General features: G+C 74.9%; 12 protein-coding genes. 3 read left to right on the top strand and 9 right to left on the bottom strand.

Features of this window, described 5'->3' with window-relative positions; genetic code table 11:
- The first annotated feature begins 189 nt into the window (after positions 1–189).
- Together pta and JIG38_RS19430 are read left to right on the top strand one after the other, a co-directional pair.
- Positions 190–2,325 carry a phosphate acetyltransferase gene (gene pta / locus JIG38_RS19435; RefSeq protein WP_199425294.1) on the top strand — a complete coding sequence of 712 codons (2,136 nt, stop codon included), beginning with the start codon at positions 190–192 and terminating at the stop codon, positions 2,323–2,325.
- Positions 2,322–3,572: an acetate/propionate family kinase gene (locus JIG38_RS19430; protein ID WP_199425293.1), complete on the top strand. Its 1,251-nt coding sequence runs from the start codon at positions 2,322–2,324 to the stop codon at positions 3,570–3,572. The genes pta and JIG38_RS19430 overlap by 4 nt, the downstream gene beginning before the upstream one ends.
- Before the next feature lie 143 nt (positions 3,573–3,715).
- On the opposite strand, the gene JIG38_RS19425 is transcribed toward JIG38_RS19430, so the two are convergent.
- From JIG38_RS19425 to JIG38_RS19395, 7 genes are all read right to left on the bottom strand, one after another.
- Positions 3,716–5,311 carry a succinic semialdehyde dehydrogenase gene (locus JIG38_RS19425; RefSeq protein WP_233405301.1) on the bottom strand — a complete coding sequence of 532 codons (1,596 nt, stop codon included), beginning with the start codon at positions 5,309–5,311 and terminating at the stop codon, positions 3,716–3,718.
- A 324-nt stretch (positions 5,312–5,635) separates the two neighbouring features.
- Positions 5,636–7,375 (bottom strand): HNH endonuclease signature motif containing protein, encoded by a 1,740-nt coding sequence (locus tag JIG38_RS19420; protein WP_199425291.1) that lies wholly within the window; start codon positions 7,373–7,375, stop codon positions 5,636–5,638.
- Between the two features lie 278 nt (positions 7,376–7,653).
- Positions 7,654–9,396, bottom strand: a complete 1,743-nt coding sequence (ptsP, locus tag JIG38_RS19415; protein ID WP_199425290.1) for a phosphoenolpyruvate--protein phosphotransferase — start codon at positions 9,394–9,396, stop codon at positions 7,654–7,656.
- 14 nt (positions 9,397–9,410) lie between these two features.
- Positions 9,411–9,689 carry an HPr family phosphocarrier protein gene (locus JIG38_RS19410; RefSeq protein WP_199425289.1) on the bottom strand — a complete coding sequence of 93 codons (279 nt, stop codon included), beginning with the start codon at positions 9,687–9,689 and terminating at the stop codon, positions 9,411–9,413.
- 59 nt (positions 9,690–9,748) lie between these two features.
- The gene (gene pfkB, locus JIG38_RS19405) at positions 9,749–10,699 is read right to left on the bottom strand and encodes a 1-phosphofructokinase (protein WP_199425288.1); all 951 of its coding nucleotides are present in this window, start codon (positions 10,697–10,699) and stop codon (positions 9,749–9,751) included.
- Between the two features lie 108 nt (positions 10,700–10,807).
- Complete coding sequence (locus JIG38_RS19400; RefSeq protein ID WP_199425287.1) at positions 10,808–11,245, bottom strand: PTS mannitol transporter subunit IIA; 438 nt, start codon at positions 11,243–11,245, stop codon at positions 10,808–10,810.
- Entirely contained in the window at positions 11,242–12,723 is a 1,482-nt protein-coding gene (locus JIG38_RS19395) for a PTS mannitol transporter subunit IIBC (RefSeq protein WP_199425286.1), read from the bottom strand. The genes JIG38_RS19400 and JIG38_RS19395 overlap by 4 nt, the downstream gene beginning before the upstream one ends.
- Between JIG38_RS19395 and JIG38_RS19390 the strand changes: the two genes are divergently transcribed.
- Positions 12,722–12,889, top strand: coding sequence for a hypothetical protein (locus JIG38_RS19390; RefSeq protein WP_199425285.1), 168 nt, complete (start codon positions 12,722–12,724; stop codon positions 12,887–12,889). The two genes, JIG38_RS19395 and JIG38_RS19390, sit on opposite strands and share 2 nt — an antisense overlap.
- 78 nt (positions 12,890–12,967) lie before the next feature.
- Here the strand turns inward: JIG38_RS19390 and JIG38_RS19385 are convergent, their stop codons facing one another.
- Positions 12,968–14,149 carry an alcohol dehydrogenase catalytic domain-containing protein gene (locus JIG38_RS19385; RefSeq protein ID WP_233405300.1) on the bottom strand — a complete coding sequence of 394 codons (1,182 nt, stop codon included), beginning with the start codon at positions 14,147–14,149 and terminating at the stop codon, positions 12,968–12,970.
- The gene (locus JIG38_RS19380) at positions 14,146–14,907 is read right to left on the bottom strand and encodes a DeoR/GlpR family DNA-binding transcription regulator (protein WP_199425284.1); all 762 of its coding nucleotides are present in this window, start codon (positions 14,905–14,907) and stop codon (positions 14,146–14,148) included. Before JIG38_RS19380 ends, JIG38_RS19385 begins: the two co-directional genes overlap by 4 nt.
- Between the last annotated feature and the right edge of the window lie 228 nt (positions 14,908–15,135).

Genomic DNA, 15,135 nt, shown 5'->3' with positions numbered 1-15,135 from the left:
CACCTGCGTGATCGACGTCACGCACCCGACAGGCCCCGACGCACACGTCCGGGGCCCTCGTCTGGGCGGATGGTCACCAGGGCACGCGCGTGCGTGCTGGGTAGTGTGAGGGGTCCGCCCGGTCCTGGGGACCGGGCCCCCGCTCGCGTCGCGGGACGCCGAGCGGACCGCGCGACCGGAGAGGCACCAGTGGCCCGCAGCATCTACATCACGAGCGCCGAGGGCGACACCGGCAAGTCGACGATCGCCCTCGGAGTGGTCGACCTCCTCACGCGCAGCGTCCAGCGCGTCGGCATCTTCCGTCCCGTGGCGCGGTCCACGACCGAGCGCGACTACGTGCTCGACCTGCTCCTCGCGCACGACGGCGTCGACCTGTCCTACGAGGAGTGCGTGGGCGTCACGTACGAGGAGGTCCACGCGGACCCCGACGCGGCGCTCTCGCAGATCGTCTCGCGCTACCACGCGGTCGAGCGGCAGTGCGACGTCGTCGTCATCGTCGGCACCGACTACACCGACGTCGCAGGGCCGACGGAGCTCGCGTACAACGCGCGCATCGCCGTCAACCTCGGCGCTCCCGTGCTCCTCGTCGTGCGCGGGCTCGACCGCCGCCCCGAGGAGGTGCGCGGCATGGTCGACGTGTGCCTCGGCGAGCTGCGCACGCAGCACGCGGAAGTCATCGGCGTCGTCGCGAACCGCTGCGAGCCGCACGAGCTCGTGCGCGTCCGGGCGGCCATCGCGACCGAGATCCCCGCCTGGGCGCTGCCCGAGGACCAGCTGCTCAACGCGCCGACGGTGCGCGCCCTCATGGACGCGGTCGGCGGCCGGCTCGCGGCGGGCGACGAGCAGCTCCTCTCGCGCGAGGCCCTCGACCTGCTCGTCGGCGCGATGTCGGTCGAGCACCTGCTCGAGAAGCTCACCGACGGCGCCGTCGTCATCACGCCGGGCGACCGGTCCGACATCCTGCTCGGCCTGCTCATGGCCAACGCCGCCGAGGGCTTCCCGTCCCTCGCCGGCATCATCCTCAACGGCGGCTTCTACCCGCCGTCGCCCATCGCGCGCCTGGTCAACGGCCTCGGTCAGCGCCTGCCGATCATCCGGACCGAGCTCGGCACGTTCCGCACCGCGAACGCGGCCGCCTCGACCCGCGGGCGGCTCTCGGCCGACTCGCAGCGCAAGATCGACACGGCGCTCGCGCTCTTCGAGCGGCACGTGGACGGCCGGACGCTGCTCGCGCGCCTCGACGTGTCGCGGCCCGCGGTCGTCACGCCGCTGATGTTCGAGTACGAGCTCCTCGACCGGGCGCGCAGCGACCGCAAGCACATCGTGCTGCCCGAGGGCGGCGACGACCGCATCCTGCGCGCGGCGAGCACGCTGCTCCAGCGCGAGGTCGCGGACCTCACCATCCTCGGCAACGAGGCGGCGATCCGGGCGCGCTCGACCGAGCTCGGCCTCGACATCAGCGCGGCCCGGGTCGTGGACCCCAAGGACGGCGAGCTGTTCGAGCGGTTCGCGCACGAGTACGCCGAGCTGCGCAAGCACAAGGGCATGACGGTCGAGCGCGCGCGCGAGATTGTGGGCTCGGTCTCCTACTTCGGCACGCTCATGGTGCAGCTCGGCCTCGCGGACGGCATGGTCTCGGGCGCGATGCACACGACGGCGCACACCATCAAGCCGTCCTTCGAGATCATCAAGACCGTCCCGGGCGTCTCCGTGGTGTCGAGCGTGTTCCTCATGTGCCTCGAGGACCGCGTGCTCGTCTACGGCGACTGCGCGGTCAACCCGGACCCGACGGCCGAGCAGCTCGCGGACATCGCGATCTCGTCGGCCGCGACGGCCGTCCAGTTCGGCATCGAGCCGCGGATCGCGATGCTCTCGTACTCGACGGGCGAGTCCGGCACGGGCGCCGACGTCGAGAAGGTGCGCGCCGCCACGGCGCTCGTGCGCGAGCGCCGCCCGGACCTCTCGGTCGAGGGCCCGATCCAGTACGACGCCGCCGTGGACGCCTCCGTCGCGAAGACGAAGATGCCCGACTCCACCGTGGCGGGCCGGGCGACCGTGTTCATCTTCCCGGACCTCAACACGGGCAACAACACCTACAAGGCCGTGCAGCGCTCGGCCGGCGCGGTCGCCATCGGGCCCGTGCTCCAGGGCCTGCGCAAGCCCGTCAACGACCTGTCGCGCGGCGCGCTCGTGCAGGACATCGTCAACACCGTCGCGATCACCGCGATCCAGGCGCAGCAGCAGGAGGTCGCGACACTCGCGGCCGCGTCCCCCACCGTGCCCGCGTCGGCGCCCGCGCCGTCGCCCGAGGAGGCCACCGCATGAACCCCGTCCCCGGCATCGGCGAGCGCCCGAGCAGCCACAGCGCGTTCGGCGCGCACGGCAGCGTGCTCGTCATCAACTCGGGCTCGTCGTCGGTGAAGTACCAGCTGGTCAACCCGGTGGGCGGCGAGGCGATCGCGTCCGGGCTCGTCGAGCGGATCGGCGAGAGCAGCAGCCTGCTCAAGCACACGTACGGCGGGAACAAGACCGAGCGCACGGACCCGATCGCCGACCACGGGGCGGCGCTCCGCGCCGTGCTGGCCGTCTTCGAGGAGGTCGGGCCGGACCTCGACGAGGCGCACGTCGTCGCCGTCGGGCACCGGGTGGTGCACGGCGGGGCGGTCTTCTCCGAGCCCGCGCTGGTGGACGACGACGTCGTCGCCGCGATCGAGGAGATCGCGCCTCTCGCGCCGCTGCACAACCCGGCGAACCTCCGCGGCATCCAGGTCGCGCGCGAGCTGCTGCCCGACGTGCCCCACGTCGTCGTGTTCGACACGGCGTTCTTCCAGGGCCTGCCCGCGGCGGCCTCGACCTACGCGCTCGACCACGAGGTCGCGCAGAAGCACGGCGTGCGCCGCTACGGCTTCCACGGGACGTCGCACCAGTACGTCTCGGGCAAGGTCGCGCGCGTGCTCGGGCGGCGGCTCGAGGACCTCAACACGATCGTCCTGCACCTCGGCAACGGCGCGTCCGCGTCGGCCGTGCGCGGGGGCGTCGCGGTCGAGACGTCGATGGGCATGACCCCGCTCGAGGGGCTCGTCATGGGCACGCGCACGGGCGACATCGACCCCGCCGTCATCGTGCACCTGCACCGCAACGCGGGCATGTCGATCGACGCGATCGACGACCTGCTCAACCGGCGCAGCGGCCTCAAGGGCCTCGCGGGCGAGAACGACTTCCGCGAGCTCCACAACCTCGTCGAGGCGGGCGACGAGGCCGCGCGCCTGGCGCTCGACGTCTACGTGCACCGGCTGCGCAAGTACATCGGCGCCTACTACGCGGTGCTGGGGCGCGTCGACGTCATCGCGTTCACGGCGGGCGTCGGCGAGAACGACGACATCGTGCGCGGGCTCGCGCTCCAGGGGCTCGAGGGCCTCGGGATCGCGGTGGACCCCGAGCGGAACGCGGGCCGCAAGTCGCAGCCGACGATCATCTCGCCGGACTGGACGCGGACCCTCGTCATGGTCGTGCCCACGAACGAGGAGCTCGCGATCGCCCGCCAGGCGCTCGCGCTCGTCGCGCCGGAGTAGGCCCGCCGGCGCTGCCCGGCCCGCGGAGCCGTTCGGCCCGCCCCGGACCCGGGCGGACGAGCCGTGGCGGGGGGCCCCGGGGGGCCCGCCGGGCCCCCCCGGGTCGGGGGCCGCCCCCCCGGGGGGGGGGCGCCCGCCCGGTCTCAGGGCAGGCGGAGCCGCTTGGCGACGCGCAGGACCCCCGTGAAGACCTCGGTCCAGCGCTCGGCCGGCATCTCGTAGAGCCGGCCGAGCCCGAGGCCTCGCTGCGCGCCGCGCTGCGCGACGACGGCCTGGGTGCGGGTCACGGCGTGGATGCCCTCCGCGCCGTGGCGGCGGCCGAGGCCGGACGCCTTGACCCCGCCGATCGGCGCGGCCGTGCTGCCCCACGCGGCCGCGTACCCGTCGTTGATCCCCACGGCGCCGACCTCGAGCCGCGCGGCGACGCGGTGCGCGCGGGGGACGTCCCGGCACCAGACGCTCCCGGCCAGCCCCATCTCGCTGTCGTTCGCGAGTGCGACCGCGTGGTCGTCGTCGCGCACGCGCTGCACGCTGACGACGGGACCGAAGGTCTCCTCCGTCGCGACCGCCGCCTCGCGCGGGACGCGGTCGAGGACCGTGGGCTCGTAGAAGAACGGGCCGAGGTCCCCGCGGTGCACGCCGCCCGCGAGGACGGTCGCACCCCGGCCGATCGCGTCCTCGACGTGGCGCTGGACGCGCGCGAGCTGGACCGCGGAGGTGAGCGAGCCGACGTCGGCGGAGTAGTCGAGCCCGGCGCCGAGGCGCAGCGCCCGCACGCGCCGCAGGAACGCCGCGAGGAACGCGTCGGCGACGGTCTCGTGGACGAGGAGGCGCTCCATGGACACGCACAGCTGGCCGGTGTTGGAGAAGCACGCACGCACGACGCCCTCGGCCGTGACCTCGACGTCGACGTCCTCGGTGACGTAGACGGCGTTCTTCCCGCCGAGCTCGAGCGTCGCGCCCACGAGGGCGTGGCCGGCCTGGGCCGCGACCCGGCGACCCGTGGCGGGCGACCCGGTGAAGACCACGTGGTCGACCGACGCGACGAGCGCCTCGCCGACGTCCCCGCCGCCCGCGACCACCTGGAGCAGTCCCGCGGGGAGGCCGGCCTCCTCGGCCAGGGCGGCGGCCCACAGCGCGGTGAGCGTGGTCTGCGGGTCGGGCTTGACGACCACGCCGTCACCCGCGACCAGCGCCGGCAGCGCGTCGCCGATCGAGAGGTTGAGCGGGTAGTTGAACGGCGCGACCACGCCCACGACGCCGACGGGGTGCCGGAGCACGCGGGCGGACGTCGCGCCCGGGATGAGGCCCGGCACACGGCGCGGGCGCAGGTAGGCGCCGGCCCGCCGACCGTAGTGCCGCGCGAGGAGCGCGACGTCGGCCACCTCCTCGTAGGCGCTGCTGCGCGCCTTGCCGTTCTCGAGCTGGACGAGGTCGAGCACCTCGGACTGCCGGTCGATGACGAGGTCGTGCAGGCGCAGCAGGACGGCGGCGCGCTCGGCGACGGGGACGCGCGCCCACGCCCGCTGCGCGGTACGTGCGGCGCGCACCGCCTCACGCACGTCGTCGGTCGTCGAGACGGGGACCTCCGCGAGCGGCGCGCCCGTGAGCGGGCTGCGCACCAGGGTGGTCGGGCCGCTCGCGACCAGCCGGCTCGTGAGGCGCCAGGCCTCCTCGGGCTCGAGGCCCCAGGTCGCGGTCGGGTCGGTCTCGGGATCGACGACGTCGGCGTCAGGCATGGCGCCCAGGCTACGACGCCGCGCTGACGCGCCCATCCGCCCGAGGTCGGAGGACCGCGAGGAAGCCCGGCGGGGTCGGGGCGCAGGCGCACCACCGGACCCAACGAGGCGACCGGCGCACCAGGAGGCGCAGGAGGCCCAGGAGGTCCAGCAGGCGACCGGCGCACCACCGGACCCAACGAGGCGACCGGCGCACCAGGAGGCCCAGGAGGCCCAGGACGCCCAGCGAGGCGTCCGGCGCACCGCGGACACCAGGGGGATCGGTCGCCGCCCCGCACCGGCAGGCGCCGGCGGGGCATGAGCCTGCGACGGCATCGGCCTTCGTCAGGCGCTCGCGAGGTCCAGGAGGTCCGGCCGGTCGGGTGGATCTCCCGACAGTCCGTCGTCCGGCGACGACGGCCGGCTCGCCCCGCGCGGCCCGGGTGCTCTGCCCGGCGGGCCCGCCACGACACCGCCCTCGGCATGCCGGGACTCGTCGCGCAGCGCGGAACCGTCGGCGCGGCGGAAGTCCCAGCCGAAGGGCAGCCTCGCGATCCGGAGCCCGCGCTGGTGCACGAGGTCGTGGTGGTACCAGCACAGCAGCACACCGTTCTCGACCGACGTCCCGCCGCCTCGGCTCCACCAGCGGCCGTGGTGCACCTCGCCCAGGTTCGGATGCGCTGAGCAGCCCGGGTACGCGCAGGTCCGGTCCCGCGCCACCACGGCGCGACGCAGCTGCTTGGAGTACGACCGCTGCGCACGCCCGACGTCGAGCACCTCGCCCGCAGGGCCGAACACGATCCGGCTGACCTCCGAGTCGCACACGAGGCGCTCGAGCGCCGACGGCGGGAGCGGCACGCCCGAGCCGAGCTCGGCCGGCGCCGCGAGTCGCGGCTCGATCCCGGAGCGGCTGCGTGAGGCCACGTGCGCCGCGGGGGACGCGCCGTCGCCGTGGGAACCACCCCGGTGGCTCGAGGCACCTGCGCGACGATCCGCACCGGCACCCGCACCCGCGTCCGCACCAGGACCCCTACCCGCATTCGCGGTCGCACCGCGGCCCCGACCGGCGCCGGCACCAGCACCCGGGCCCGCGCCACGACCCGCACCGTCACCGCGACCCGAGCCCGCGCCGGCACGCGGATCAGCAGCACTCGCATCAGCACCCGCATCAGCACCAGCACCCTGGTCCTCACGGTGCGCCGCCTCACGGTGCGCCGCCTCGCGCTCCGCGGCCTCCGCCGTGAGCCGCTCGAGCGTCTCGTACGACACGTGGACGTCGAGGTGCGGCCGGACGAGCGCACCCTCGCCGGTGAGGCCGCGCTCGAGCACGAGCCGTGCCGTGCCGGTCAGCGCGGCGGCCATGCGCTGGTCCGTCCCGCGCTCGTCGTCGTGCGCGGGCACCCCGGCGACCGACCGCAGGGCGGTCGTCAGCAGCTCGCCGTGCTCGTGCGTGAGGAAGCCGGAGAGGGCCAGCCCGTCGCGACGCCGTGCGAGCGTGAGGTGCTCGCGAGCCGCGGCGGCGCGGTGCTCGCGCTCGGCGGCCTCGTCGTCGACCGTCGCCGCCCACCGCCGGACGACCCGTCGGAAGTCGTCGACCGGCAGCCGCCGCGCGTGCCCGAGGAGGAACGCCTCGTTGCGGTCCGGGAGGTCGCACGCGAGCGCGGCCCGCCGCGCGTCGGACGTCGGCGCGACCTCCGCGAGCACCTGCGCATGCTCGAGCGTGATCTCGCCCTGGACCACGGCTGCCCGCGTCGCCGCCAACGGGCCCGCGGGCTCGATCGCCCGACCGAGGGTGACCTCCCGTCGGGCCGCGCCGTAGGAGACGCCGTCGCGACGGGCGGCCCACTGAGGCACGTCGCGCGCGCCGCCGGACGCGCCCCAGCGACCGTCGGCCTCGATGCGCGCGAGCAGCGCGGCGGAGACGAGTCCGAGCCGGTCCAGCACGCCGCGGAGCGAGTGACGCGCGGTCTGCGCGGCCGGACCGTCCATGCCGTCGAGTGGCGCGGACGCCAGTGCGGCCGCGTCGGCGTCGAGGCGGGCCAGCAGCGTGGCCCATGCCCCCGACCCGCTCACCGCCTCCGTCATGCCGGCCTCCTCGCCCACCCGAGATGTCGTGTGCGGCAACGGTAGGAGCGAGCACCGACCGGGCGTCGATCCGGACCCTCGGGCCTGGGGACGACCCCACCCCTGTGGACGGCGTCCGGGCGAGGAGGGGTCCGCCGCCGCCCGGCGCGTGGGACCGACAGGACGCCGACGGGCCCGCGCGGCACATCCGCGCGAACCGGTCCACGCACCTGAGACGCCGACGGGCCCGCGCGGCACACCCGCGCGAGCCCGTCCGACGGTCCCCAGACGCCTCTGACCTACGCCAGCGCCAGCACCTCCCGCACGTCCTCCTCGACGAGCGCGAGCGCGGCGGCCCGAGCGTCACCCGCCGTGCGCGCCGCACGCGCGGCCGCGGCGATCTCCTGGCACCGGGCGACGTCGTGCCGGGACAGGGCGAACCGCACCCCGGGCACCGCCGACGGCGACATCGACAACGACGTCACGCCGAGCCCGACGAGGGCGAGCGCCATCGCCGGGTCGGACGCCGACTCGCCGCACACGCCCACGGGCTTGCCGGCCTCGACGCCCGCCGCGGCGGCCGCGGCCACGAGGTCGAGCACCGCGGGCTGCCACGGGTCGAGCAGGTCGGCGAGCTCGCCGAGCAGGCGGTCCGTCGCCATCGTGTACTGCGCGAGGTCGTTGGTGCCGATCGAGATGAAGTCCACCTCGCCGAGCAGGTCGCGCGCGCGCAGCGCCGCGGACGGCACCTCCACCATGACGCCGACCGTGCCGACGCCCTCCTCGCGCGCGATCGCCGCGAACCGGGCCGCCTCCTCGACGGTCGCGACCATGGGAGCCATGACCCACGGGTCGCCCTCGGTCTCGGCCGCCGCGCGCCCGATCGCGCGCAGCTGGGTGCGGAGCAGGTCCTCGGCCGTGCGGACGAGGCGGTAGCCCCGCACGCCGAGCGCGGGGTTCTCCTCGCCCGAGCGCGTGACGAAGGCGAGCGGCTTGTCGGCGCCGGCGTCGAGCGTCCGCACGACGACCTTGCGCCCGCCGAGCGCCGCGAGCGCGCGGCCGTACGTGGCGGCCTGCTCGTCCTCGGTGGGCGCGGTGGTGCGCCCGAGGAACAGCACCTCGGTGCGGAACAGCCCCACCCCCTCGACGCCGTCGCCCGCACGCTCGGCGTCCTCGGCGGTGCCGATGTTGGCGAGCAGCGCGACGGGGTGGCCGTCGCTCGTGACGCCCGGACCGGTCGCCTCGGCGAGCCGCGCGAGGCCCGCCGCGCGCGTCGCGACGCGCGCGCGGACGTCGTCGTCGGGGTCGCGCGTGATCGTGCCGGCGGCCGCGTCGACCGCGACCACCTCGCCGACCTCGAGCGCCGACGCACCCACGACCTGCACGACGCACGGGATGCCCAGCTGGCCCGCGATGATCGCGGTGTGCCCCGTGGGCCCGCCCTGCTCGATGACGATGCCGAGCACCTTGTCGAGCTCGAGGGCCGCGGTGTCCGCGGGCGAGAGGTCGTCCGCGACGACCACCGACGGCTCGGCGAGCGCGGGGACACCGGGCTCGGGCAGGCCGAGCAGGCGCGCGACGACGCGGTCGCGCACGCTCACGAGGTCGGTGACGCGCTCGGCGAAGTAGCCGCCGAGGGAGCGGAACGTCGTGACGAACTCGTCGACCGCGCGCTCGACGGCGAGCTCCGGCGCGGTCCCGCCCCGGACGCGCGTGCGCGCGCCGCCGATCAGCTCGGGGTCGCCGGCCATCATCGCCGTCGCGCCGAGGACCTCGGCGATGGTGCCGCCCGCGGCGTCGGCGCGCGCCTGGAGCGCGGCCGCGACGGTCGCGAACGCCTCCTCCACGCGCACGACGGCGGCGTCGGCGTCGTCGGGCGCGGGGGCCTCGGGGTCCGCGCGCGGCGCGGGGTGCGCCCGTGCGACCGGGCCGACCACCGCCCCGCGGCCGACGCCGAACCCGTGCAGGACCGCGCGTGCGCCGTCCGGGGTCGAGGGGGTGTGTCCGGTGGCCGCGTCACCCGCGGCGGTCGAGGTGCTCATCGACCCCATCGTGGTCACACCGCCTCCACGGCGTCCAGGTCCGACGCGAGCATCGTGGCGAGCTCGTCGAGGACCTCCTCGGCGCGGTCGCCCTCGACGCTCACCGTCACCTGCTCGCCGTGCTTGGCGCCGAGCGCCATGACGCGCAGGATGCTGGCCCCGTCGACGGCGGGCCCGTCGCCCTTGGCGAGCCGCACGGCGGTGCCCGACGCGGCCGCGGCCTGGGTGAACAGCTTCGCGGGCCGGGCGTGCAGCCCGACGCTCGAGCCGATGGTGACCGTGCGCTGCGGCATGGCGGTGTCCTTCCGTGGGGCGGCCGTCGACGCCGGCGGCCGCGTGGGTGGTGCTGGCCTCACAGCTCCTTGAGCGCGAGGTCGGGGTCGGGCTCCTCGACGACGCGCACGTCGTCGAGGTGGAGGTCGGCGGGCGCGGGGACCGCGGTCCCCGGCAGCAGCACGGCGGCGCGTCCCCACGCGACGGCGGCGGCGAGCCGGGTGGGCGCGTCGTCGTCGGCGGCGGCGAGGAAGCCGGCGAGCGTCGTGTCACCCGCACCCACGGTGGAGGCCGGCACGAGCGGGGGGCCGCCCGCCCACCAGACCGCGTCGGCGGCCACGAGCAGCGCGCCGTGGGCGCCGAGGCTGACCAGCACCTCGTGCGTCCCGCGGGCGACGACGGTACGGGCGGCGTCGACGACGTCGCCCACCACCACCAGGTCCCGGCCGACGAGCGCGCCGAGCTCCTCGTCGTTGGGCTTGACCACGGCGAGCCCGCCGGCGGCGACCGCCGCCTCGAGCGGCGCGCCTGACGTGTCGAGCGCGCAGGGGACGCCGTGCCGGCCCGCGAGCGCGGCGAGCCGCACGAAGAAGTCCTCCCCCGCGCCGCGCGGGAGGCTGCCCGCGCCGACGACGAGCCGCGCGCCGGAGGCGAGCTCCAGCTCGACCGCCGCGAGCAGCGCGTCGACGTCGGCGGCGCCGAGCCGTGGCCCCGGCGCGTTGACCTTGGTCGTCACGCCCGTGCGCTCGACGAGCGTGATGTTGGAGCGCGTCTCGCCCGTCACGGGCACGGCACGCGCGGGCACGCCCTGCTCCTGGAGCAGCCGGACGAGCAGCTCGCCGTCGGGCCCGCCGGCCGGGAGGACCGCGCGGGTCGCGTGGCCCTGAGCGACGAGGGCGCGCGAGACGTTGATGCCCTTGCCGCCCGGGTGCACGTGGGTGGCGTGCGCCCGGTTGACCTCGCCGACGGCGAGTGCGTCGAGGTCGAGCGCACGGTCCACGCTCGGGTTGGGGGTGACCGTGACGATCATGCGGGCCTCCTGGGCTACGGCTGGCTGCGGCTGGCTGCGGGCCGGTGCAGGTGCGGTGACGAGGGGCGGCGGTCCCCGGCGGCGCGTGCGCCACCGGGGACCGACCGGTCAGGCCTCGTTCACCTGCTGCAGGATCTCGTACAGCGCGGCGGCGGACGGTGCGTCCAGCACGCGCTGCACCTGCTCGGTGTCGGCGAAGACGAGCGCGATCTTCGAGAGGATCTCGAGGTGCTCGTCGCCGACGCCGGCGATCCCCACGACGACGCGGACGGGGTTGCCGTCCCAGTCGAGGGTCTCGTCGTACCGGACGAGGCACAGGGCCGACCGCTGGATCGTGCCCTTCGCCTCGTTCGTCCCGTGCGGGATGGCGAGGAAGTTGCCCATGTACGTCGAGATCGAGCGCTCGCGCTCGAGCATCGCGTCGACGTAGGCGGGCTCCACCGCGCCGGCCCGCACGAGGATCTCGCCGGCCTGCCGGATCGCCTCCTCCTTCGAGGCGGCCGAGTGCGCGACGACGACGTCGTCCCGGGACAGGACCTCGCTCACGCCGGCGCCGTCTCGGTCCGGCTCGCCACGGCCTCGCGCACGATGTCGTCGTACACGGGGCTCGCGAGGAAGTTCTCCACCGAGATGTGCCGCGCGCTCGGAGCGTGCCCGCGGGCACGGTCCGTGAGCTCGACGTGGGTGATGACGACGTCGGCCGAGTCGTCGAGCGTCGCGACCGCCTTGTTCACCACGGTGATGTCCCCGCGACCGGCCTTCTTCAGCTTGTCGCGCAGGATGCTCGCGCCCATCGCGGACGAGCCCATGCCGGCGTCGCACGCGAAGACGATCGAGTGGATCGGGTGCGTGCCCGCGGTGCCGTTCGAGGACGTGGTGCCCGCGAGCGCGCCGAGCGCGCTGCTCGACTTGCCCTTGTTGGCCTCGGTCTGCGCGATGGCCGCCTGGAGGTCGCCGCCGCCCTTGGCGAGGTCACGCTTGCGCGTGGCCCGGAGGATGACCGCCGCGATGACGAACGTCACCGCGAAGGACAGCAGGACCGAGAGCGCCACACCCACGTAGGAGTCGCGCGCCGTCGTCGCGAAGACCGCGAAGATCGAGCCGGGCGCGGCCGGACCCGTGAGGCCGCTGCCGAACGCCGCGTTGGTCGCGACACCCGTCGCACCGCCAGCGATGGCCGCGAGGATGAGGGTCGGCTTCATGAGGACGAACGGGAAGTAGACCTCGTGGATGCCGCCGAGGAACTGGATGATCGCGGCACCGGGTGCGCTGCTCTTGGCCATGCCGACGCCGAAGAGCGTGTACGCCATGAGGATGCCCAGGCCGGGGCCGGGGTTCGCCTCGACGAGGAAGAGCAGCGACTTGCCCTGCTCCGCGACCTGCTGGGCGCCGAGCGGGACGAGCGCCCCGTTGCCGATGGCGTTGTTGAGGAAGAGCACCTTGGCCGGCTCGACGATGATGCTCATGACCGGCAGGAGGCCGGCGTCGCCGAGCGAGCTCACGAGCGAGCCGAGCCAGTTCGAGACGCCCGTGATGATCGGGGCGAAGCCGAAGAACGCGCCCACGGCCATGGCCGCGCTCGCGATGCCGGCCGAGAACATGTCGACGAGCATCTCGAAGCCGGGACGGATCTTGCCGGCCCAGATCGAGTCGATCTTCTTCATGACCCACGCCGCGAGCGGGCCGATGATCATGGCGCCGAGGAACATCGGGATGGTGCTGCCGACGATCATGCCCATGGCGACGATCGAGGCCACGACCGCACCGCGGGCGCCGTAGACCACGCGGCCGCCGGTGTTCGCGATGAGCAGCGGCAGGAGGTAGGTGATCATCGGGCCGACGAGGCCGAGGTACTGGTGGAACGTCGTGCCGTCCTCGGCGAGCGCGAGCTGCGTCGCCGCGCCCTGCCAGGTCCCGGTGTCGGCGTTGCCGTAGCCGCCGAGGATCTCGTTCGGCATCCAGCCCACGGCGATGAACAGGGTGGTGATGATCCCCCAGGCCAGGAAGGCCGGGAGGTTGGGCATGATCAAGCTGCTGGCGAAGGCGCCGAACCTCTGGAGCTTGACCTGGACGGCCTTGCCCCTCGTGGCGGTGCCTGGTGCCGGTGCCGTCGTAGCGGACACGGGCTCACACTCCCATCTGGTGTGCGCGACCGGGCATGGCGCCCGGGGCGGCGTGGATCGTCGTTGACCTGCTGCGTCGCTGCCGGTCCGGGGGCGGACCGGGTCCTGCTCGACGCCGGCCGCACGTGCGGCCGGCGTCGTGACGTCACGGCTCGACCGTGACCTTGATGCCCTCGCCCGACCGGACGATGTCGATGCCCTCCGCGACCCGGTCGAGCGGGAGGCGGTGGGTGATGAGGTCCGCGACGGGCACGCTGCCGTCGGCGATGTGGGCGAGCGCCCGGCGGTTGTGCTCGGGGCTCGAGCCGTTCGCGCCGACGATCGTCAGCTCCTTGTAGTGCACGAGGTTGGAGTCCAGCGTGATCGTCGGCTTGTCCTTGGGCAGGCCACCGAAGAAGCTCACGCGACCCTGGGGCGCGAGCATCTGGAGCGCCTGCTCCTGCGCCGCGCCGGAGGCCGCCGCCGTGATGACGACGGTCGCACCGCGGCCGTCCGTGAGGGCCTTGACGGCCTCGACGGGGTCCTGGTCGGCCGAGCAGATGGCGGCGTCGGGGTTGACCACGGACGCGGCGAGGTCGAGCCGGGACCGGCTGAGCTCGACCAGGAAGACGCGCGCCGCGCCGCGGGCCCGGGCGAGGCGCACGTGGATGCAGCCGATCGGGCCCGAGCCGACGACGACGACGACGTCGCCCTCGTGCACGTCGACGATCTCCTGGGCGTTGATCGCGCAGGCGAACGGCTCGGCCACGCTGGCCTCGGCGAAGGACACGTTCTCGGGGATGCGGTTGAGGCCGTCGACCGCGAGCACGACCTGCGGCACGATCATGAACGGCGCGAAGCCGCCGTCGAAGTCGTAGCCCATCGAGACCTGGTTCGGGCAGATCGTCATGGCACCGGCCGCGCAGTACTCGCACGTGCCGCACGGGATGGCCGCGATGACCTGCACGCGGTCGCCCGCGACCCAGCCCTCGACGCCCTCGCCGACCTCGACGACCTCGCCCGCGATCTCGTGGCCCATGACGCGCGGCGGCACGATGCGCTGGTGGCCCGACGTCGAGATCTTGACGTCCGTGCCGCACATCGAGCAGGCGCGCACGCGGATCTTGACCTCGCCGGGACCGGGCGTGGGCTCGGGGGCCTCCTCGGTGCGCACGTCACCGGGGGCGTAGAAGCGGAAGACGTTCATCTCTCTCCTTCGTCGGACGTCGTCGGACGTCGTGGCGGTGTCGGCACCGCCTGCGGGGTGGGCGGCGCCGGCCGTGCCGGTGCCCGGTGCAGCGTGCTGCTCGGCCTGCGCCGGGGCACCCGTCGGCGTGGGGGCGCTCATGCGCGCACCACCCGCGGGCCGGCGGCCTCGATCTCGTCGGCCAGGTCGGGCTCGAGCTCGGAGTCGGTCACGAGCGTGTCGATCGCGGACAGGGGCGCGACCTGGGCGAAGTCCGAGCGGCCGACCTTGGTGTGGTCGGCGAGGACGACGGTCCGGCGCGCCGCGGCCACGAGCGCGCGCTTGACGCCCGCCTCGGCGAGGTCCGGCGTCGTGAGCCCGCGCTGGACCGTGAGGCCGTTGGTGCCGAGGAACGTCACGTCGGCGTAGACGTCGGCCATGGAGCGCTCGGCCCACGGCCCGACGGCGGCGAGGGTGCGCCCGCGCACGGTCCCGCCGAGGAGGTGCAGCGTGATGGTGGGCCGGGACGCGAGCAGCATCGCGATCGGCAGCGCGTGCGTGACGACCGTGAGCTCACGGTCGGTCGGCAGCAGCTCCGCGAGGCGGATCGTCGTGGTGCCGGCGTCGAGGATGATCGCTCCGCCGTCCGGCAGCTCGTCGAGCGCGGCCTTGGCGATGCGCTCCTTCTGGCCCGCCATCCGGCCCTCGCGGTCGGCGATGGCCGGCTCGATGCCGAGGCGCTCGACGGGGATCGCGCCACCGTGCACCCGGCGCAGGACGCCGCGGCGCTCGAGCGCCGTGAGGTCGCGGCGGACGGTCTCGGGGGTGACGTCGAGGGCGTCCGCGAGGTCCTTGACCTCGACGCGGCCGTCGAGGCGCGCGCGGGTCAGGATCTCCTGCTGCCGCTCCGTCGCGTACACGCCGACCCCGATCTCTGCCCGTTCAGATGTTGGTATGGCTTTGTCTAGTTCCGTTTGTGTCCGGTGTCAAGAATGCGGGCATCGGGCACGCCCCACCCGGGCCCAACGTCCCGCCCTCACGCACCCACCCGGACCCCCGTGCCCCGGTGGGCGGCCACCGGACGCGATCCACACGAGCGCCGAGGTCGCTGGTCTACGTCGAGGTCGCTGGTTGGAACCAGCGACCTC

The organism is Actinotalea solisilvae, from assembly GCF_016464425.1.
GTDB lineage: Bacteria > Actinomycetota > Actinomycetes > Actinomycetales > Cellulomonadaceae > Actinotalea > Actinotalea solisilvae.
This window is presented reverse-complemented; position numbering and strand designations above follow the sequence as displayed.

Excerpts from the sequence above, each read along its gene's own strand:
- JIG38_RS19430 (WP_199425293.1), top strand. The coding sequence starts at position 2,322 with ATGAACCCCGTCCCCGGCATCGGCGAGCGCCCGAGCAGCCACAGCGCG.
- JIG38_RS19425 (WP_233405301.1), bottom strand. The coding sequence starts at position 5,311 with ATGCCTGACGCCGACGTCGTCGATCCCGAGACCGACCCGACCGCGACC.
- JIG38_RS19420 (WP_199425291.1), bottom strand. The coding sequence starts at position 7,375 with ATGACGGAGGCGGTGAGCGGGTCGGGGGCATGGGCCACGCTGCTGGCC.
- ptsP (WP_199425290.1), bottom strand. The coding sequence starts at position 9,396 with ATGAGCACCTCGACCGCCGCGGGTGACGCGGCCACCGGACACACCCCC.
- JIG38_RS19410 (WP_199425289.1), bottom strand. The coding sequence starts at position 9,689 with ATGCCGCAGCGCACGGTCACCATCGGCTCGAGCGTCGGGCTGCACGCC.
- pfkB (WP_199425288.1), bottom strand. The coding sequence starts at position 10,699 with ATGATCGTCACGGTCACCCCCAACCCGAGCGTGGACCGTGCGCTCGAC.
- JIG38_RS19390 (WP_199425285.1), top strand. The coding sequence starts at position 12,722 with ATGATCAAGCTGCTGGCGAAGGCGCCGAACCTCTGGAGCTTGACCTGG.
- JIG38_RS19395 (WP_199425286.1), bottom strand. The coding sequence starts at position 12,723 with ATGCCCAACCTCCCGGCCTTCCTGGCCTGGGGGATCATCACCACCCTG.
- JIG38_RS19385 (WP_233405300.1), bottom strand. The coding sequence starts at position 14,149 with ATGAGCGCCCCCACGCCGACGGGTGCCCCGGCGCAGGCCGAGCAGCAC.